At 45.9% G+C, this 15,391-nt stretch carries 13 protein-coding genes; 3 read left to right on the forward strand and 10 right to left on the reverse strand.

Features of this window, described 5'->3' with window-relative positions:
* Window positions 1-5: 5 nt before the first annotated feature.
* From GX089_12450 to GX089_12470, 5 genes are all read right to left on the reverse strand, one after another.
* Entirely contained in the window at window positions 6-3,248 is a 3,243-nt protein-coding gene (locus GX089_12450) for a hypothetical protein (protein NLP03299.1), read from the reverse strand.
* A complete protein-coding gene (locus tag GX089_12455; GenBank protein NLP03300.1) occupies window positions 3,245-3,913 on the reverse strand; it encodes a DUF4159 domain-containing protein in 669 nt (222 codons plus the stop codon). Before GX089_12455 ends, GX089_12450 begins: the two co-directional genes overlap by 4 nt.
* 98 nt (window positions 3,914-4,011) lie before the next feature.
* Window positions 4,012-4,929 (reverse strand): protein translocase subunit SecF, encoded by a 918-nt coding sequence (gene secF / locus GX089_12460; GenBank protein NLP03301.1) that lies wholly within the window; start codon window positions 4,927-4,929, stop codon window positions 4,012-4,014.
* A 26-nt stretch (window positions 4,930-4,955) separates the two neighbouring features.
* Window positions 4,956-6,626 (reverse strand): protein translocase subunit SecD, encoded by a 1,671-nt coding sequence (gene secD / locus GX089_12465; GenBank protein ID NLP03302.1) that lies wholly within the window; start codon window positions 6,624-6,626, stop codon window positions 4,956-4,958.
* Between the two features lie 50 nt (window positions 6,627-6,676).
* Entirely contained in the window at window positions 6,677-7,081 is a 405-nt protein-coding gene (locus GX089_12470) for a response regulator (GenBank protein ID NLP03303.1), read from the reverse strand.
* 267 nt (window positions 7,082-7,348) lie between these two features.
* Here GX089_12470 and GX089_12475 point away from each other — a divergent pair, with 267 nt between their 5' ends.
* The 3 genes from GX089_12475 to GX089_12485 all read left to right on the forward strand — a co-directional run bounded on the left by GX089_12475 (window position 7,349) and on the right by GX089_12485 (window position 9,788).
* Window positions 7,349-8,044 carry a hypothetical protein gene (locus GX089_12475; protein ID NLP03304.1) on the forward strand — a complete coding sequence of 232 codons (696 nt, stop codon included), beginning with the start codon at window positions 7,349-7,351 and terminating at the stop codon, window positions 8,042-8,044.
* Window positions 8,045-8,077: 33 nt separating this feature from the next.
* Window positions 8,078-9,115 carry a hypothetical protein gene (locus GX089_12480; protein NLP03305.1) on the forward strand — a complete coding sequence of 346 codons (1,038 nt, stop codon included), beginning with the start codon at window positions 8,078-8,080 and terminating at the stop codon, window positions 9,113-9,115.
* A 79-nt stretch (window positions 9,116-9,194) separates the two neighbouring features.
* Window positions 9,195-9,788, forward strand: a complete 594-nt coding sequence (locus tag GX089_12485; GenBank protein NLP03306.1) for a hypothetical protein — start codon at window positions 9,195-9,197, stop codon at window positions 9,786-9,788.
* 123 nt (window positions 9,789-9,911) lie between these two features.
* Here the strand turns inward: GX089_12485 and rodA are convergent, their stop codons facing one another.
* The 5 genes from rodA to GX089_12510 form a co-directional block, all read right to left on the reverse strand.
* Window positions 9,912-11,189: a rod shape-determining protein RodA gene (gene rodA / locus GX089_12490; protein ID NLP03307.1), complete on the reverse strand. Its 1,278-nt coding sequence runs from the start codon at window positions 11,187-11,189 to the stop codon at window positions 9,912-9,914.
* The gene (mrdA, locus tag GX089_12495; GenBank protein NLP03308.1) at window positions 11,186-13,126 is read right to left on the reverse strand and encodes a penicillin-binding protein 2; all 1,941 of its coding nucleotides are present in this window, start codon (window positions 13,124-13,126) and stop codon (window positions 11,186-11,188) included. The genes rodA and mrdA overlap by 4 nt, the downstream gene beginning before the upstream one ends.
* 6 nt (window positions 13,127-13,132) lie before the next feature.
* Window positions 13,133-13,630, reverse strand: coding sequence for a rod shape-determining protein MreD (gene mreD, locus GX089_12500; protein ID NLP03309.1), 498 nt, complete (start codon window positions 13,628-13,630; stop codon window positions 13,133-13,135).
* 12 nt (window positions 13,631-13,642) lie between these two features.
* Entirely contained in the window at window positions 13,643-14,476 is an 834-nt protein-coding gene (gene mreC, locus GX089_12505; GenBank protein NLP03310.1) for a rod shape-determining protein MreC, read from the reverse strand.
* Window positions 14,477-14,565: 89 nt separating this feature from the next.
* The coding region (locus tag GX089_12510) for a rod shape-determining protein (GenBank protein NLP03311.1) at window positions 14,566-15,391 on the reverse strand (826 nt) is incomplete at its 5' end.

Below are 15,391 nucleotides of genomic sequence, written 5' to 3' on the forward strand. Positions count from 1 at the left end.
AGGCTTTATTTCAACTCCGCCTTATTCAAAAACATGACCCCGAGTGAATCAAAATATGCTTTTACAGCAGAACGGTAATTTTCCGGAAAATTGCCCTGAAGAGCCTTACGCCTGATCAGATGGAAAGTATCGGGGTCATCGATTATCTCCCCGGGTTTCACCGTCTTATTCTCATTAAACACCTTCTCCGATGTCCTGGACTTTCTTTCCTCTTTACCCTCATCCTGACGGTTCAAAGAGAGTGCCGCCTGAAGCATCCTTGACAGAAAGCGATCCTGGCGCTCAACAACCTCCTGTTTCGGTTTCTCCAGCATGGCAGCAATCCTCCTGGCCTCCTTTTCCAGTTCTTCCACACGCTTTTTTACCTGCTCCCCGCTCTCATCGCCATATTTCTCTGCAAGTTTCTTCAGTTCCTCAGCAAGTGCCTTCTGTGCCTGCTGCGCCTCACGCCTTGCCCCCTCTGCATCACCTTCCTGCTCTCCGGATGACTGCCCTCCCTCTCCACTCATGCCCATCATCTGCCTGAGAAGTTCGGCAGTAGCGGAGTTTATCGCTGATTGCCTTCCGGAAAGCTGCCTCAATCCATCGAGCATTCCTCCGGATGAGCACGATCCGCCTGATCCCTGCTGTTCCATCATGGAAGCTGCTCCCAGAAGACTTTCCGCAAGTGAATTGAATGAATCCTGATTCTGCTTCATAGGAACTGTACTGCTGGTCTCACCCAGAGCCTTCAGTGCCTCGCGTGTTGTACCCCGTGAGTTCATGAAATTCTCGCGAAGCTCCTGTTTCAGCGTTGGCGGTATAGTTCTGAGACTGTCGGTTTTTGAGAACAGCTTTTCCAGAGCATCACTGATCGCCTGCTGTGATCTTGCGATCTGAGTCCGCTCATCATCTCTACGCAACTGCTCCCGTACCATCTCCTGCCACTGGGAAAGGCTAAGTGCATCATGAGCCATATCAAGCAGCAGATCTCTCTCCATCTGCATCCGCTGCATTCTCCCGGAACTCATCATTTCACGGAGTTCCTGAGAGAGCGACATAAGCGACCCGCTCATCTGGTTCATACTTTCCGATGAAGGGACCTGGTTTTGTGAAATCTCAGATTCCATTCTCTCCTTCATCGATTCAACCATATCAGAAGACCTGGTGTTTACAGGCGGATTTTCCTTTGGATTGGAAAGCTCCTTCAGGAAATTACCGATTCTGTCAAGCAGTCTTTTTTCCTCTTCCAGAGTATTCCCCCGGTCTCTTCCACGCTCAAGTTCCAATTGCTCTCCAGCCAGTTTTTCGGCCTGTAAAGCAAGAGTAGCCATCTCCCGGTCACGTTTGAGCAGTTCGAGAAACTGCAGGGTATTGTCAAGCCGCTCGTTCAATTCAGGAAGCATCTTTCCGGCCTGTTCTATCGCCTCTTTCATCTCATCCCAGGAGATCTCCTGCTTGTTCTGAAGTCCTGCAAGAAGACTGTCTCCAAAAAGTTCTATCAGTTCCTCAAGAGATTTCTGTATCTGTTCCATCTTTTCAGTGATCTCTTCTCCAAGCGTCCCTTCACTTTTAAGCCGCTCGATATTCTCCCGCAGTGACTCCATCGCTTTCTGGAGCGTATCAGCCTGAGCCTTGATTGTTTCCTTTACGTCCTGCAAGATCTGTTTCTGATCCCACGAAAGTTCTTTCTGTCCTGTAGCTGATTTCACCAGATTTTCAAGCATGTCTTCCAGATGATCCTGCTTTTCCCTGACTTCACCTATCGACTTCTCAGCACTCTTCTCCTGCTCGACAATTTTTCTGTGAATCTCCTCAAATCCCGGTATTCTGAACCAGAAGGTGTCACTGGTGGCGGTCTGGGCAACTTTGCCCGGTTTGGAATCACGTATTACTGCCCAGTAAAAAAGAGTGTCACCCGGATAAAGGGAAAGCTCTTTAAGATTCCAGACCAGTTCCTTTCTGATCACCTTTGGCCTTCCAGGTGAAGTGATATCCCACTGTAAAGTCGAATCCTCTCCATTTTTCCTGTAACTCAGTTTCATGCTGCTGATTCCCAGATCGTCAATGCCCTCTATCCACAGAGTCTCTACCATCGCAGGTGAAAGAGCTTTGTTGAATCCGGGTTTGAGAAAATGCACAACCGGCAGCTCATCGGGAATAATTCCGATCTGAAAAGACGGCAGTGTATCACTGAATTGATCATAGATATCTTTCAGAAGGAAGGTATATTCGGATTGTTTCCATATTGTAAATTCTCCATCCGCACCACTTTTATTTACACTCATTCTGATAGAGTCTTTCCCGATCAGCGCCCATGCATCCGATAAGTCATCAACCCCGAGCTCCAGCTTAACCTTTGTTCCGGAATAAGCCGTAAAATCTCCCTGTCCCTGGGGAAGAGATACTTTTTTTGCACCCGTATACGCCGGCGGAAAAAGTGTCACTTGAAGGCTATAGGGCACTGGCGGAGCTATTACGGTTACCGTTTCGGGGCCATACACCCTGCCGCCATAGGAAAACCTGTAGAGGAAACTCTCTTTGACACTGTCGATACTGAAACAGAAACTCCCGGAGCTGTCAGGCCGTAAAAACCTATTTCTGCGTATGTTTCCATCGGGTGACGTGATAGTGATTCCACAGGATGGAAATAGTGTATGAATTGGATTCAGACGCAGGTCCACACGCGCACCTCTTCTGATTTTAAGAGTACCCGGAGTAACATTTGCATCGGACTTGTTCAGAAAGGAAAGAGGCATTCGCCAGTAAGAAGGTACAGATGGTTCAGCGATAAAAAGAGTCAATACCCACAAGATAAGCGATCCCGGAAAGATAACAGCACAGCGGCGCATCAACATATCTTTACCCTGTTTAAAACCTGCGATCTGCTCTGATGCTATTTTATAAACCCTGTCAACAAGGGGCCCGCTCAATTTGTCTTTGTCAAGTTCAAATGCTATCGACAGTAAAGAGTGTCCGATTTCACTGTTCTTTTCCAGTTGAACCGCTGTAGAATGAAGATCCCTGAAATGAAATGTAAAGGAATCTATAATCCATCCGGCAGCAGAGATAATTGTGGCCGCAAGCAGAAAATCCCAAAGCAACGGAATAAAAACCCATGGAAAAAAAGCAAAGAAAATGTTCAGCAGTGTAGAAAAAAGAAAAAACCCGGAAAAGAGGAGCGCACTCCCTTTAATAGCCCTTTTAATAGCTGTCCGGCGGCGGACTCCGTCAACAAACTTCCAGAGTTTTTCTTTTTCCTGAATCATGGATTGAAAAACCAGGAGACAATATTAATACCCATTCTCAGAGCGAGTTCATGAAGCTGCTCACCGTCATTATGCACATGTAAATCTTCCATTCCGTCTCCGATGTCAGAGCTGTACGTGTAGAAAACCACCAGTCTTCCCTCAAAGAATATGCCCAGCCCTTGTGCCGGTTTTCCATCATGCTCGTGAATTTTCGGCAGTCCCGGAAGTTTATAGAAGCTGCTGTACAGAGGATGAGTTGAAGGGAGTTCTACAAGAGGATTTTCAGGAAACAGAGAGCGAAGCTCTCTTCTCAGTGACTGATCCAGCCCGTAATTATCATCAGCCCACAGGAACCCGCCACCGATTAAATACTTGCGGAGTCTCAGCCGCTCAGCATTTGTCAACCGGATATCACCATGCCCTGTCATATATAGAAAAGGATGGTGGAAGAGGTTTTTATCCATTATTTCGATCACAGGAATACTGTCACAGACCAGGATAGATGTCCTCTGTTTTACCGCTTTGACCAGATTAGGGAGAGAAGAAGGATTAGCGTACCAGTCACCGCCACCGCCGTATTTGAGCCTGGTGATCGCAAAACCACACTGCTGAGCGGAAACCTGCCAGAGCAGGCTGCCTGTTAGAAATAAACCTGCAAAAACTAACCTGCGGCATCTTTTCATAATCAACTCTGATTGAGCTTTGAACGAAAACAGTATCTGCGCCCTGACGGGCACATAAAAAAATGCCTCCGGTGATACCGGAGGCACAAGGGGGATATTTACTTTGTTATTGGCTTCTTATTGTGCCAAAAGATGAGAATCGGACTGGCGATATATATTGTGGAATAGGTACCAGCAATAACACCAACAAGCATGGCAAGGGCAAAATCCTTTATAGCTTCACTACCAATAAAATAGAGAGCTGAAACCACAAAGAGAGTAGTTACGGAGGTATTTATGGTTCTGGAGAGGGTCTGGTTGATACTGCTGTTGACCAGTTCAGGAAATTTTCTTCCTTTGAGTCCGCCCCGCATGTTTTCTCTGATTCTGTCAAAAATAACTATAGTATCATTGAGTGAGTAACCTACTATGGTCATTATTGCCGCGATAAAGGTAAGGGATATTTCAAGATCGAAAATGATAAAAACACCCAGGGTAATGAGCACATCATGGAAAAGCGGGATAACCGAAGCCACGCCGAAGGGAAGATTAAAGCGGAAACCCACATAAATCAGAATCGCAATCAGGGAGAGGATAGTGGCGATGATTGCATCTCTTTTCAGTTCTCCTCCGATCTTAGGTCCCACACTTTCAACCCGTCTTATATCAAAGCTGTTTTCAGGATAGTCTTTGGATAATGCATCCCGTATGATATTTGTGACATTGGTCAGTTCACTTTCCTGTTTAGCAACAGTGATCTGCAATTCATTGTTAATAATCTGTCCGATGGTCTTTACCTCGGGTGAGCCGAGTCCAAGGTCGCTCACTATCGAACGGATTTTTCCCAGATCATCTCTGACCGGCTTCTCGAACTTCACCTGGATAAGAGTACCACCCGCGAAGTCCACCGAGAAGTTCAATCCTTTGTGAACGAACATAAAAACGATACTCACGAGTACAAAGGCGAGTGAAATGCCGATGGCCAGCTTACTAAAACCGATGAAATTGAAGTTTGTTTTCTTGAAAAATTGAACCATAACGATTTAGACCTCATTAATGAAAGTTAGATGCTCAAAGTGGTTTTTTTCTGGAAAAAGATGTTCATAATCAGACGTGATACATACAGAGCCGTAAAAAGTGACGCTACAATACCGAAGATAAGTGTAACGGCAAATCCCCTGATTGGGCCTGTGCCTTTCCACAGCAGTATAAAAGCGGTGATAAGTGTTGTCAGGTTAGAGTCCATAATTGTGACAAATGCATTTGAATACCCTGCATCTATTGCACTTCTTACGGTTTTCCCCAGTCTGAGTTCTTCACGAACACGCTCAAAGATGATCACATTGGCATCCACACCCATACCAATAAGCAGAATGATACCCGCTATACCGGGAAGAGTAAGGGTGGCATTTACACCTGCCATCACAGCCAGCACGATTGCGATATTAATAATCAGAGCAACGAGAGCGATAATGCCACTGAGCCGGTAGTAAAACAGCATGAAGGCAAAAACCAGTGCTGTTCCGATTATAGTAGCCAGCATACCTTTCTCTATGGAATCCTGACCAAGTGACGGGCCAACGACCCGTTCTTCTATAATTTTGACCGGTGCAGGAAGGGCACCTGCGCGCAACACAATAGCCAGATTCTTGGCTTCCTCCATCGTAAAGCTTCCGGTAATCTCCGCTCTTCCCAGAGGAATCTTCTGGATGATGCGAGGCGCGGAATAAACTGTGCTGTCAAGAACTATAGCCAGAAATTTATTTACATTCGCAGCAGTTACAGATGAAAATCTGCGGGCGCCTTTGGCATTCATCTCAAGATCAACCTTCGCTCCTCCGGCCCTGAATCCCTCCTGGTCAATCGATGCCCGGGCGTCTTTTATGAGGTCACCACGCATCTCCGGAGAACTCTTCACATAATAAAGAACCCTGTATTCTCTGCCTTCCAGTTTGGTCGTATCATGTGCCCAGAGAAACGAGTTGCCACCCAGTCCTGCCCTGTTGAGAGCCTGGCGAACATCTTCCCTTACCAGAATTTTGTTCACCTTTGGAACATTCTCCATCCTGACACCTACCTGATCCCCAAGCTGCACAAGCAGTTCCTTGAAGGAACGGATCTCAGTTGGTTTCTTCGGGGTTTCCTGCTCCTCTGTTTCTTCAGCTTCAGAACCCTTGAACAATTGTTCTGCCAGCTTCTGTTTCTCTTCCTCTTTTGCCTTACTGGTGTCCACAGCCGAGACGCTATCTTTTGGCTGTTTTCCCGCGATAACATTATCGATGAGATTAATTGCATGCTCGAGTTGAGCAGGTTCTCTTAAAAGGTTGAATTCAAGCTGAGCAGTTCTGCCTATAACGCTCTTTGCAGATCCTTCATCCTTAAGACCCGGTAATTCAACTATAATCCTGTCTTTACCCTGCTTCTGAATAGTCGGTTCTGCAACACCCAGAGCATTTATTCTGTTCTCGATTATTGCATAAGCACGGTCAAGTACGTCTTTTTCCTGGTCCTTCTCCAGTTTTGACCTGTCAATCTCAAGCACCAGGCGCATACCACCCTGAAGATCGAGCCCCAGGTTCAGGATTTTTTTCATAGCCTGAGGATTATCCCGTAAATAGATCTCCCGCTGCTCAGGTGTCTTGGAATAAAAGGTGAATGTAGGGATCAGGAAGTAAATGGCAGCCCCAACCACCGCCAATGTCAGAAATATTGCAAGAGGACTGTTTTTTTTCATGAGTCTGACAGGATCCTTTCCGAAAATTTGTCCAGAACAGAAATAACAGTTTACTGGATAGTTTGGTTTTGATATCTATTGTTCAGGTACTGATTAACTTTTTCTACTATATCTTTTGGATTCTGAGGCTTAGTCAGGTATTGATCGCACCCTACTCTCTGCCCCTCATGATAATCATGATCCTGATTCAGGGCAGTGAACAGGAATACGATTATGTCTTTCGTTTCTGGATTATTTTTTATCCATTCACAAACGTCAAAGCCGGTCTGCCCGCACAGGATAACATCAAGGATTACCAGGTGCGGTTTTTCCTTACTAATTATGGAAATAGCTTGATTGGCCGTGACAGCTTCCAGGACACTGAAACCCTCAAGTTCCAGAAACAAACGTAAGATTTTTCGTATCCCGGGCTCATCATCAACCAGCAATATCCGAAACGGTTTCTGATCAGCCACAAAAATTTCCAGTGTAAAAATGTCTCGAAACCCTGATTAGACCGCCCTCGGGGTAAATCCCGCAAAAAATACATAATCTGAGGATTATGTTGCAACGAAACAGGGATTCGTAGAATTATACAATATATATTATAAATATCGCTCAATCTACAAACGATTTCAGATAAAAAAGCCTTCCCCAATCTTTAAATACGCTCGTCCTCTCCCGGTATTGATTCAGATTTGTTACTATTGTATAATGCTTTTAAACCAATCGGATATTTTATTATGGCTGAAAAAAACCAGGATCTGGTGCAGAACCTCAGAGATCAAATCTCTGCTCTGAAAAGCCGAATTGCCGAATTGGAAGAGTCGGAGAGAAAATCCAGAGAAAGAATTCAGCAGCTCACTGAAAAAGAAGCTTTCAATTTCGCTCTATTTCAATTCAACCCCGCTTTAATGGTAATCGTAGACCTCGAAGGCAGAGTAGTAAAATCCAATCTTGCCAAAAGAAATTCAGGACAGCGACTGCCCAGAATCGGGGATATAATGTATAAAGATTATGCGTCACGCCATGAAATCGATATGTATTCTGAGCTAATCGATGCGATTAAAAACAATACTGTAAAAACCTTCCCGGAACTGAAATATGAAAACCGTTATCTCTCTGTCACCATCTCCCCTTTTTCAAAGGGAGCTATTATAATTTCTCAGGATATCACCGAACGCAAGAGAGAGCAGAATGAACAGGTCGCTCTTCTCACCAATCTAAAGCACCTGCATGAGAAACTGCTTCCTATTTGCGCCTGCTGCAAAAGAATAAGAAACGAATCCGGCAAATGGAATTCCATCGAGACCTATCTGAGCAGACATTTTAACCTCGATTTCACACACACTATCTGCCCGGACTGCATCCGGGAAACTTATCCTGAATATTGGAAGCATCTCCAGGAGAACCGGGAGGCTGCAGAGAAAACAAAGTAGAAAAGGACATTTACATCAGTCTATATTTCTCTTATGAATTCTCCCTTTGAAGCAAAAAATCAGAACACGACCATTCCCGATCCATTCAGTGAGTTCCGCCCCTTCCTCTGGACTCCCGAATCAACCGGAGAACCTATCTATTCAGTCAAGAGAAATCACGGTATCACCGGCACCTACAAACTACATAACCTGAATGATCAGATAAACGACAACAGAATTACTTTTGATAAAGTGATTGTGGAGTATGTGATCAATGACTGCAGCTATGTGATCTTTACAGTTGCAGACCTCCTGAACTCCCCCTACCCCTTTGATCAGCAATCCGAAGGAAATATCCTTGGAGAGATTGCGGAACGGATCTCAAGGAGAATAACCAAATACTTCCTTAAGCACTGGAACAAGCGGGGTAGAACTGGTGGTATTTTCGATCAGAGATTCAATATCCGCAACTGTGAGGATTTCATTGTCGCCCATACAAATCAATATGTGCTGAAAATTCAACAATACCCCAATCTTATCATTCTGAAAAGAACCGGAAGAGGCAAATACGGTTATGAAAATATCAAGGAACTGGATGGTTTTTTTGATTACCGTTATATGGGGAAACGGCACATACTGGTTCTCGAAAGCAAGCTTGAAAAAATAAATGTCAATTGCGATGATCTGATCAGCAATCTCTTCACCCCTCTTCGCCAGATATTCCCTGAGGCCGTTTTTCATTATGTCCTGTTTACAGATAAATACTCTGTTTATTCCCGGAGCAATTATCAAAGGTGGAGACAGATCAAACTTCTTCCGATCAGGATTCATGAAAGACTTAACTCTGAGGGAATAGGTACACTCTTTTTCACTTTCAACGAAACAAGAGAAGACTTCGAGAAAATCAAAAACTTCCTTATGATCCAGTATCGCGCTGTACGCAAGGAAGCACTGACACTTTTCGGAAAAACCATTATAAGTGAAAAAGAACTGACCATCTTCGATGGCGGAGAAACTCCTCATATAAAACTGGTTAAGGACCCTCTCTCAGGGATGTGGCGTGAGATTCCTCTCAGGCACAAGAGCTATTAAATATACACATCACAGGGAAAAATCTTATATTAATGATGAAGAATAAAACACCATAAAAGCAATCCCTCAGGAGGTACTGATGCGAAGGTTTTATATTGCAGCTCTTTCATTCCTTTTACTGGCAGTCTCCGCCAGCTACGCCCGCAATATTCTGGAAAAGAAAATGTTCTATCTCAGCAACACCGGAAAAACCGGGATGGCAAAATTCTGGGTCATTTACCTGGGAAATTTTGACTGCAAACTGAACCGGAAATTTCCAGGTGAACCGGAACAGAAAATCGATGCATCCATGAACTTACAATACCTCTCCAGCGGCTACATCGAGGGTAACGGTTATTCCGCAAAAGGCAAAGTCGATTGTCTGCCCACCATGTGGATCAGCAACGAAAAGGGCGAACGGATGATAAGTTCAGACAGCATCGACTTTATCTACGACTATGGACGTAAAGTCCAGATGATAGATGGAGAAAACGGTACTTTTATCATCAATGTGGAAGGCGACAAGAGAGAATCAAAGAAATTCCTCATGCGGGAGTACAAGATGCAGATGTATTTCGGAGAAGAGATTCTTAAAGAAGGTTCCGAGGAAACTCCTCTGGCCGCTTTCGCATACAGTAAAGAGGGTCTGGCACGGGCACAAAAAGCTCAGGCAAAGCTGGATGGAAATCAGTAAAGTAAAAAATGTAAGTATCATACCCTAAGGTGAGAGAGCAACGCAATGCTCCTCACCTTTTTTTTATTCTATTACCTTACCCGCACGTCTTAAAGAATAAATATATCTGACAAATTTTCCCGGTTAGAAATCATGGTCTGAGGCCCTGGTGTTAAGCATCAGACCTACTATTATGGCCATGGTAAGCACAAATGATCCGCCATAGCTGAGAAAAGACAGCGGAATCCCGGTAACCGGCATCATTCCGATAGTCATTGCAGTATTTACAAACACGTGAAAACCGATGATCGAAACTGATCCCACCATAACGAGATTAAAAAACCGGTTTCTGGAAGACTGTGTGAGTATCAGACCCCTTACTATCAGAAGAAGGAACAGAAGTATCACAATTGTACACCCGACAATTCCAAACTGTTCCCCCAGCACCGAAAAGATAAAATCAGTGTGCTGCTCAGGAAGATAGGATAATTTCGATTGAGTGCCTTTCAGGAATCCTTTTCCAAACAAGTGCCCCGAACCTACCGCTACCTTTGACTGAATCACCTGATAACCGGCTCCGAACGGATCAGCCTGAGGATTGATAAAAGAGATAATGCGCATTTTCTGATAATCTTTGAGAAAACTGTTCCAGACTACGGTTGTGATTGTAGCTGTAAACAGGGACGAGGCCACCACCCCGATCATTATGAACATCGATGGTCTGGCAAAATAGAGTATTGCGCAAAGTGTCAGAAAAAAGAATCCCCATGGTATGGCACCCACTATACCCCATCCATGGTCACTTCCGAAAGAGAGGATAAGCGGAATTGCGGAAAACACAAGTGAGAACAGGGGCGAGATAATATAGAAAACTTCCAGAACTGTCAATCCGCCCCAGAAGAACATGGGAAGAGACATGGCACAGAATACACCCGCAGTTCCCAGATCCGGCTGTTTAAGAACCAGCAGGAAGGGAACTCCGATAAGAAGCCCGGGGATAATAAATGATGTTATCCTTTCCAGACTGACTGTTTTTTCAGAAAGATAACGGGCCAGGGCCAGAAGCAGTCCTATCTTTGCGAACTCTGATGGCTGAAGTTTGAAACCGGCAATGATTATCCACCGCTCAGCTCCCTTTGCCGAAACTCCCATCACAAGCGCCATCACCAGCATCACCACCGAAATGGCATAAAAGATATATGCGAAGCCGTAAAAAAGCCGGCCAGGAATGGAGATTATTGCCATAATAATAAAAATTGCCATCGCCACCCAGATAATCTGCTGTTTGTAAATACCAGCAAGGGGGCCGCTCTCATGAAAATAAGTGGCACTGTAAATAAGAAAAATGCCTATGATCCAGAGCGAAAGCGCCAGGAAGAACAGAGGAAAATCGAAGGACCCTTTTCTTTTGATTTCCATCATTGGCTTCCCTGTTCGTAAAGAGCCATCTGTTTTCTGATCGGCTCAACCATCCCATTGAGTTTTCTTATTGCAGTACTGTCAACAGCAAGCGAACTCATCACCTTTTTTCCCTCCTCTGTCTCGGCAAAAAAATACCGCAGCACATCGCCTGCAATCGGGGCAGCTACCGAGCCGCCATGCCCTGCATTTTCCACAACTACTGCAATGGAAATCACCGGATTTTTTACCGGTGCACAAGCGATAAAAAGAGCATGCGTCAGATCCCCATGAGGATTCTCGGCACTCCCGGTCTTTCCCCCGACCGTAATACCGGGAACGGCTGCACGTGTACCTGTACCTCCCGGCCTGACCACCGCTGCGAGCGCCTCATGAACCATATCCCGCGTTTTCTGCTTCAGCTCAAGCCGGCTTTTTATTTCAGGGCTTTGCCTTGCAATTACATTACCGTTCCAGTCCCTTTCCTCTTTGACAAGGAATGGTTTGTAGAGAAACTCGGAGTTTCCCAGTCCACCGGCCATAAGAGCCAACTGTAACGGAGTAACAACCTGCGTCTGCCCTATAGCCATATCCAGCACCAGTCCCCGTGTCCATTTCCAGCCCCGCCTGGCAAAACGTCTGTTGTACTCTTCCTCGCCGGAAAGCCAGCCCGCTCGCTCACCCGCAAGTTCGATCCCGGTAATACTGCCAAGCCCGAACATACGTGCATACTCATTTATATTCGCATCTCCAAGCTTCAGTCCGGCCTGGTAAAAATAGATATTACAGGAATGCTGTACAGCCCCGATCATATTCAGACTGCCATGACCGCTCAGTTTCCAGCAATGCGCCACACGTGATCCGATCCGGTAGGCCCCTTTACATCCGGTAGGCATGTAGGATTCAGGTTCTATTAAACCGCTTTCTACCCCCGCGACACTGGTAATCAGCTTGAATGTAGAACCCGGGGTGTAGGTCCCGGAAATAGCTCTGTTGTTCAGAGGAAGATTGGGATCTGTTGCTATGGAAAGCCAGTTTTTGCTTCTAAGTGATGTAGCCATGGAGAAGATATTGGGATCAACCGAGGGACTGGAGAACATGAGGAGCACTTCTCCGTTGCGGGGGTCAAGTGCTACAACCGCTCCCTTCAGAGTATCAGGGAAAACAAGATCAGCCACCTTCTGGAGTCTTGAATCAATTGTCAAGTAGACGTCATTTCCGGATTCCGGATCCAACCTGGGTATATTCGGGATCGGGCCAAGGCTCTTTCCATAGGCATTGACCTCAATATATTCCTGTCCGCATTTCCCCCTGAAAACACGTTCGAACTCCCGCTCGATTCCCGATTTGCCAATCAAGTCACCGTAATGGTACCCCTTCTCCCTGAAATCCGAAAATTCCTCTTCCGGAATCTCTCCCATGTATCCCACAACATGGAATACCGATTTACCCAAAGTATACTCTCTCCGGGATTCGGTTTCCACAAGCACGCCAGGGAGCTCCATTGAATGCTCCTCAACTACGCTTACCAGATCCAGAGAAACATCCTCTTTCAACCGTGTTACATCAAAACGACGGCTTCTGGCCTGGTTTATGTAACTTTCCAGTTCCGTGCTGTCAAACACCTGGCTTCCCTGCGTATCCCTGATCATGCAAAGTGAGTTTACAACCTGCTCACGGTTCCTGAGTTTGTAGGGAAGCAGACAGATAGAGTAGGATGGTCTGTTGCGGGCAAGTACCTCTCCGTTTCTGTCGAAGATTTTCCCCCTGGGAGGCACAATTACCTTCAGGCGCATGGCGTTTTCTTTTGAAAGGCGGATATTCAGTTCGGCCTGAATTATTTGTATGTAAATGAGACGCAGAACCAGAATAAGAAAAAAGAATGTGACAACGCCTATCAGAAGATAACTCTTTTGATGCCGTATCTGCTGTTCATCCTGTATAAGCGATCCAAATGACATGATCCGCTACCGTTTTACCGCTGCCTGAACATAGTTTTCCCACAGGAAGGGAGCCATACCAAGCAGCAGTGAATAAAAAGAACGCGGCAGTGTGGCGGTCAGGATCTGCATCGCGATTACCTGCATAGAACCGCCTGTCTTCACCATCTGCACCACCATAAAAACCAGATCGTTCAGCAAGAACATAAGCAAAAGCAGCACCGCTTGAAAGATCGGATCGATACGCACCAGCTTTTCATTGAACAGGCCGGCAAAAAAACCGGCAATTGTTTTAGAAAGAGCATTCTGACCCAGTATCGATGGAGAGTAGAGATCCTGAGCCAGTCCCAGAAAAAAACCGACATAAATTGCAGGCATCATCCCGGTTTTTATTGCCAGTATAAAAAGCACCAGCATCAGCAAATCCGGTCTTATCCCGAATATTGAAATTGCCGGAGCAAGAGTCGTTTGAAGTATAAACGCCAGAAAAAAGAGCCCAGCCCACTTCAAAATCTTTTTCAGCATCAGAGTCCTCTTTTACCTTTGCAATTCCAGTGAATCAAGCTCTTCCCTGAAAGACTGCCACTGCGGCGACAGAAGTAGCACAAAGAGATCTTCAATACGGTCAAAATCAACCGAAAGCTCAACCCAGACCCTCTTGAAGAGCGGATTCTGGGAATCGGTAATCCTATCCACCTGCCCGACTCTCAATCCCTTCGGATAGATTCCACCCAGACCCGAGGTAACGATTGTGTCACCAATCTGCACATCTTCATGGTTACGGCACCGGAAAAAAAAGGAGCGGCCGTTTTCTGTTTCCAGTATACTTACAGTCCTGCTCCTGCGGTTTAGAATGCTGGTGCGGTTTGAGGGATCTGTTATGAGCTGCACAAGACTGAGTCCGTTCATCACCTGTATCACCTTTCCCACCACACCATTTTCACCCACCAGAGGCATCCACATCCTCACACCATCTTTATATCCGGCATTTATAATTACACTTTTGTTTTCTATTGACGGGTCGCGGGCAACAACACGCACGGGAAGGAGTTCATACGTAAAGTCCTGTGAAAGGTCAAGCAGACCTCTGAGACGCTCGTTTTCCGACTTTAACTCCTGAAGCCGCGACACTTCAGTGTTGAGACGGGCCACCTCCAGTCTTAAATGCCTGTTCTCAGAGAAGATATTTCTGATGTGCGTGAGGTTATTAAAAGTAACCTGAAAAGGATAGAAAACAGTTATTGTCAAAAAACGGGATGCTCTGGCTTGAAACTCCGGAGGTCCTGAAATCATCCATAAGCTGAGTACGATTGTAACCAGAAAAGAACAGGAGCTGCGATGCTTTGCAACAAATTCAACAATCCAGTGCATCTGCCGGTTGATATCGGTTGATGTTCATTTCCAGCCAGGCCCGGTTCCACTGCTGCACCAGAACCGAACTGCTGGTTTCAGAGCGCCGCTTATCTGCTTCTTCTGCCAGTAGGCATCAGAACGGCCGCATATTTATCGAGATCCTCGATTATCTTCAATGCTCCACGAGCTACACATGTCAATGGCTCATCGATTACATTCACCGGAAGGTTGGTTTCCTGCCTCAACCTTTCATCAAGACCCCTGAGAAGCGACGATCCGCCGGTCATTATTATACCCTTGTCGAGTATATCCGCCGACAGCTCAGGAGGCGTTTGCTCAAGTGCCTGTTTCACACCCTCGATAATGGTCGAAATAGGCTCGTTCAACGCATCACGAATCTCAGTGGAGGTTATGCGAAGAGTCTTTGGTATGCCAGCCACCAGATCCCTTCCCTTGACCTCCATCTCCAGTTCCTCTTCAAGTGGAAAAGCTGACCCGATCTGTATCTTTATCTGCTCTGCAGTACTCTCCCCCACAAGCAGATTGTAAGTCTTCTTCAGATAAGAGACTATCGCCTCATCCATCTCATCCCCACCGATACGCACCGACATATCACAAACCATGCCGTTAAGAGCCAGCACAGCTATCTCCGCTGTACCTCCGCCTATATCGATCACCATGTTGCCTGAAGGCTCATTGACCGGAATTCCCATGCCTATAGCCGACGCCATAGGTTCAGCCACAAGGTGCACCTCCCTGACCCCGGCACTCTCCGCAGAGTCATGAACCGCACGCTTCTCTACTTCGGTTATTCCTGATGGAACCCCGATTACCGCCCTCGGACGAAAATAGAAACGGTATTTCTGAACTTTGCGAATGAAATACTTGAGCATCTGCTCAACGAGATCAAAATCAGCTATAACACCATCCTTC

The sequence above is a fragment of the Fibrobacter sp. genome, from assembly GCA_012523595.1.
In the GTDB taxonomy this organism is placed as follows: domain Bacteria; phylum Fibrobacterota; class Chitinivibrionia; order Chitinivibrionales; family Chitinispirillaceae; genus JAAYIG01.

What these genes read in the sequence shown, in the direction of transcription:
- GX089_12450 (NLP03299.1), bottom strand. Translation starts at nt 3,248, where the DNA reads ATGATTCAGGAAAAAGAAAAACTCTGGAAGTTTGTTGACGGAGTCCGC.
- GX089_12455 (NLP03300.1), bottom strand. Translation starts at nt 3,913, where the DNA reads ATGAAAAGATGCCGCAGGTTAGTTTTTGCAGGTTTATTTCTAACAGGC.
- secF (NLP03301.1), bottom strand. Translation starts at nt 4,929, where the DNA reads ATGGTTCAATTTTTCAAGAAAACAAACTTCAATTTCATCGGTTTTAGT.
- secD (NLP03302.1), bottom strand. Translation starts at nt 6,626, where the DNA reads ATGAAAAAAAACAGTCCTCTTGCAATATTTCTGACATTGGCGGTGGTT.
- GX089_12475 (NLP03304.1), top strand. Translation starts at nt 7,349, where the DNA reads ATGGCTGAAAAAAACCAGGATCTGGTGCAGAACCTCAGAGATCAAATC.
- GX089_12480 (NLP03305.1), top strand. Translation starts at nt 8,078, where the DNA reads ATGAATTCTCCCTTTGAAGCAAAAAATCAGAACACGACCATTCCCGAT.
- GX089_12485 (NLP03306.1), top strand. Translation starts at nt 9,195, where the DNA reads ATGCGAAGGTTTTATATTGCAGCTCTTTCATTCCTTTTACTGGCAGTC.
- rodA (NLP03307.1), bottom strand. Translation starts at nt 11,189, where the DNA reads ATGATGGAAATCAAAAGAAAAGGGTCCTTCGATTTTCCTCTGTTCTTC.
- mrdA (NLP03308.1), bottom strand. Translation starts at nt 13,126, where the DNA reads ATGTCATTTGGATCGCTTATACAGGATGAACAGCAGATACGGCATCAA.
- mreD (NLP03309.1), bottom strand. Translation starts at nt 13,630, where the DNA reads ATGCTGAAAAAGATTTTGAAGTGGGCTGGGCTCTTTTTTCTGGCGTTT.
- mreC (NLP03310.1), bottom strand. Translation starts at nt 14,476, where the DNA reads ATGCACTGGATTGTTGAATTTGTTGCAAAGCATCGCAGCTCCTGTTCT.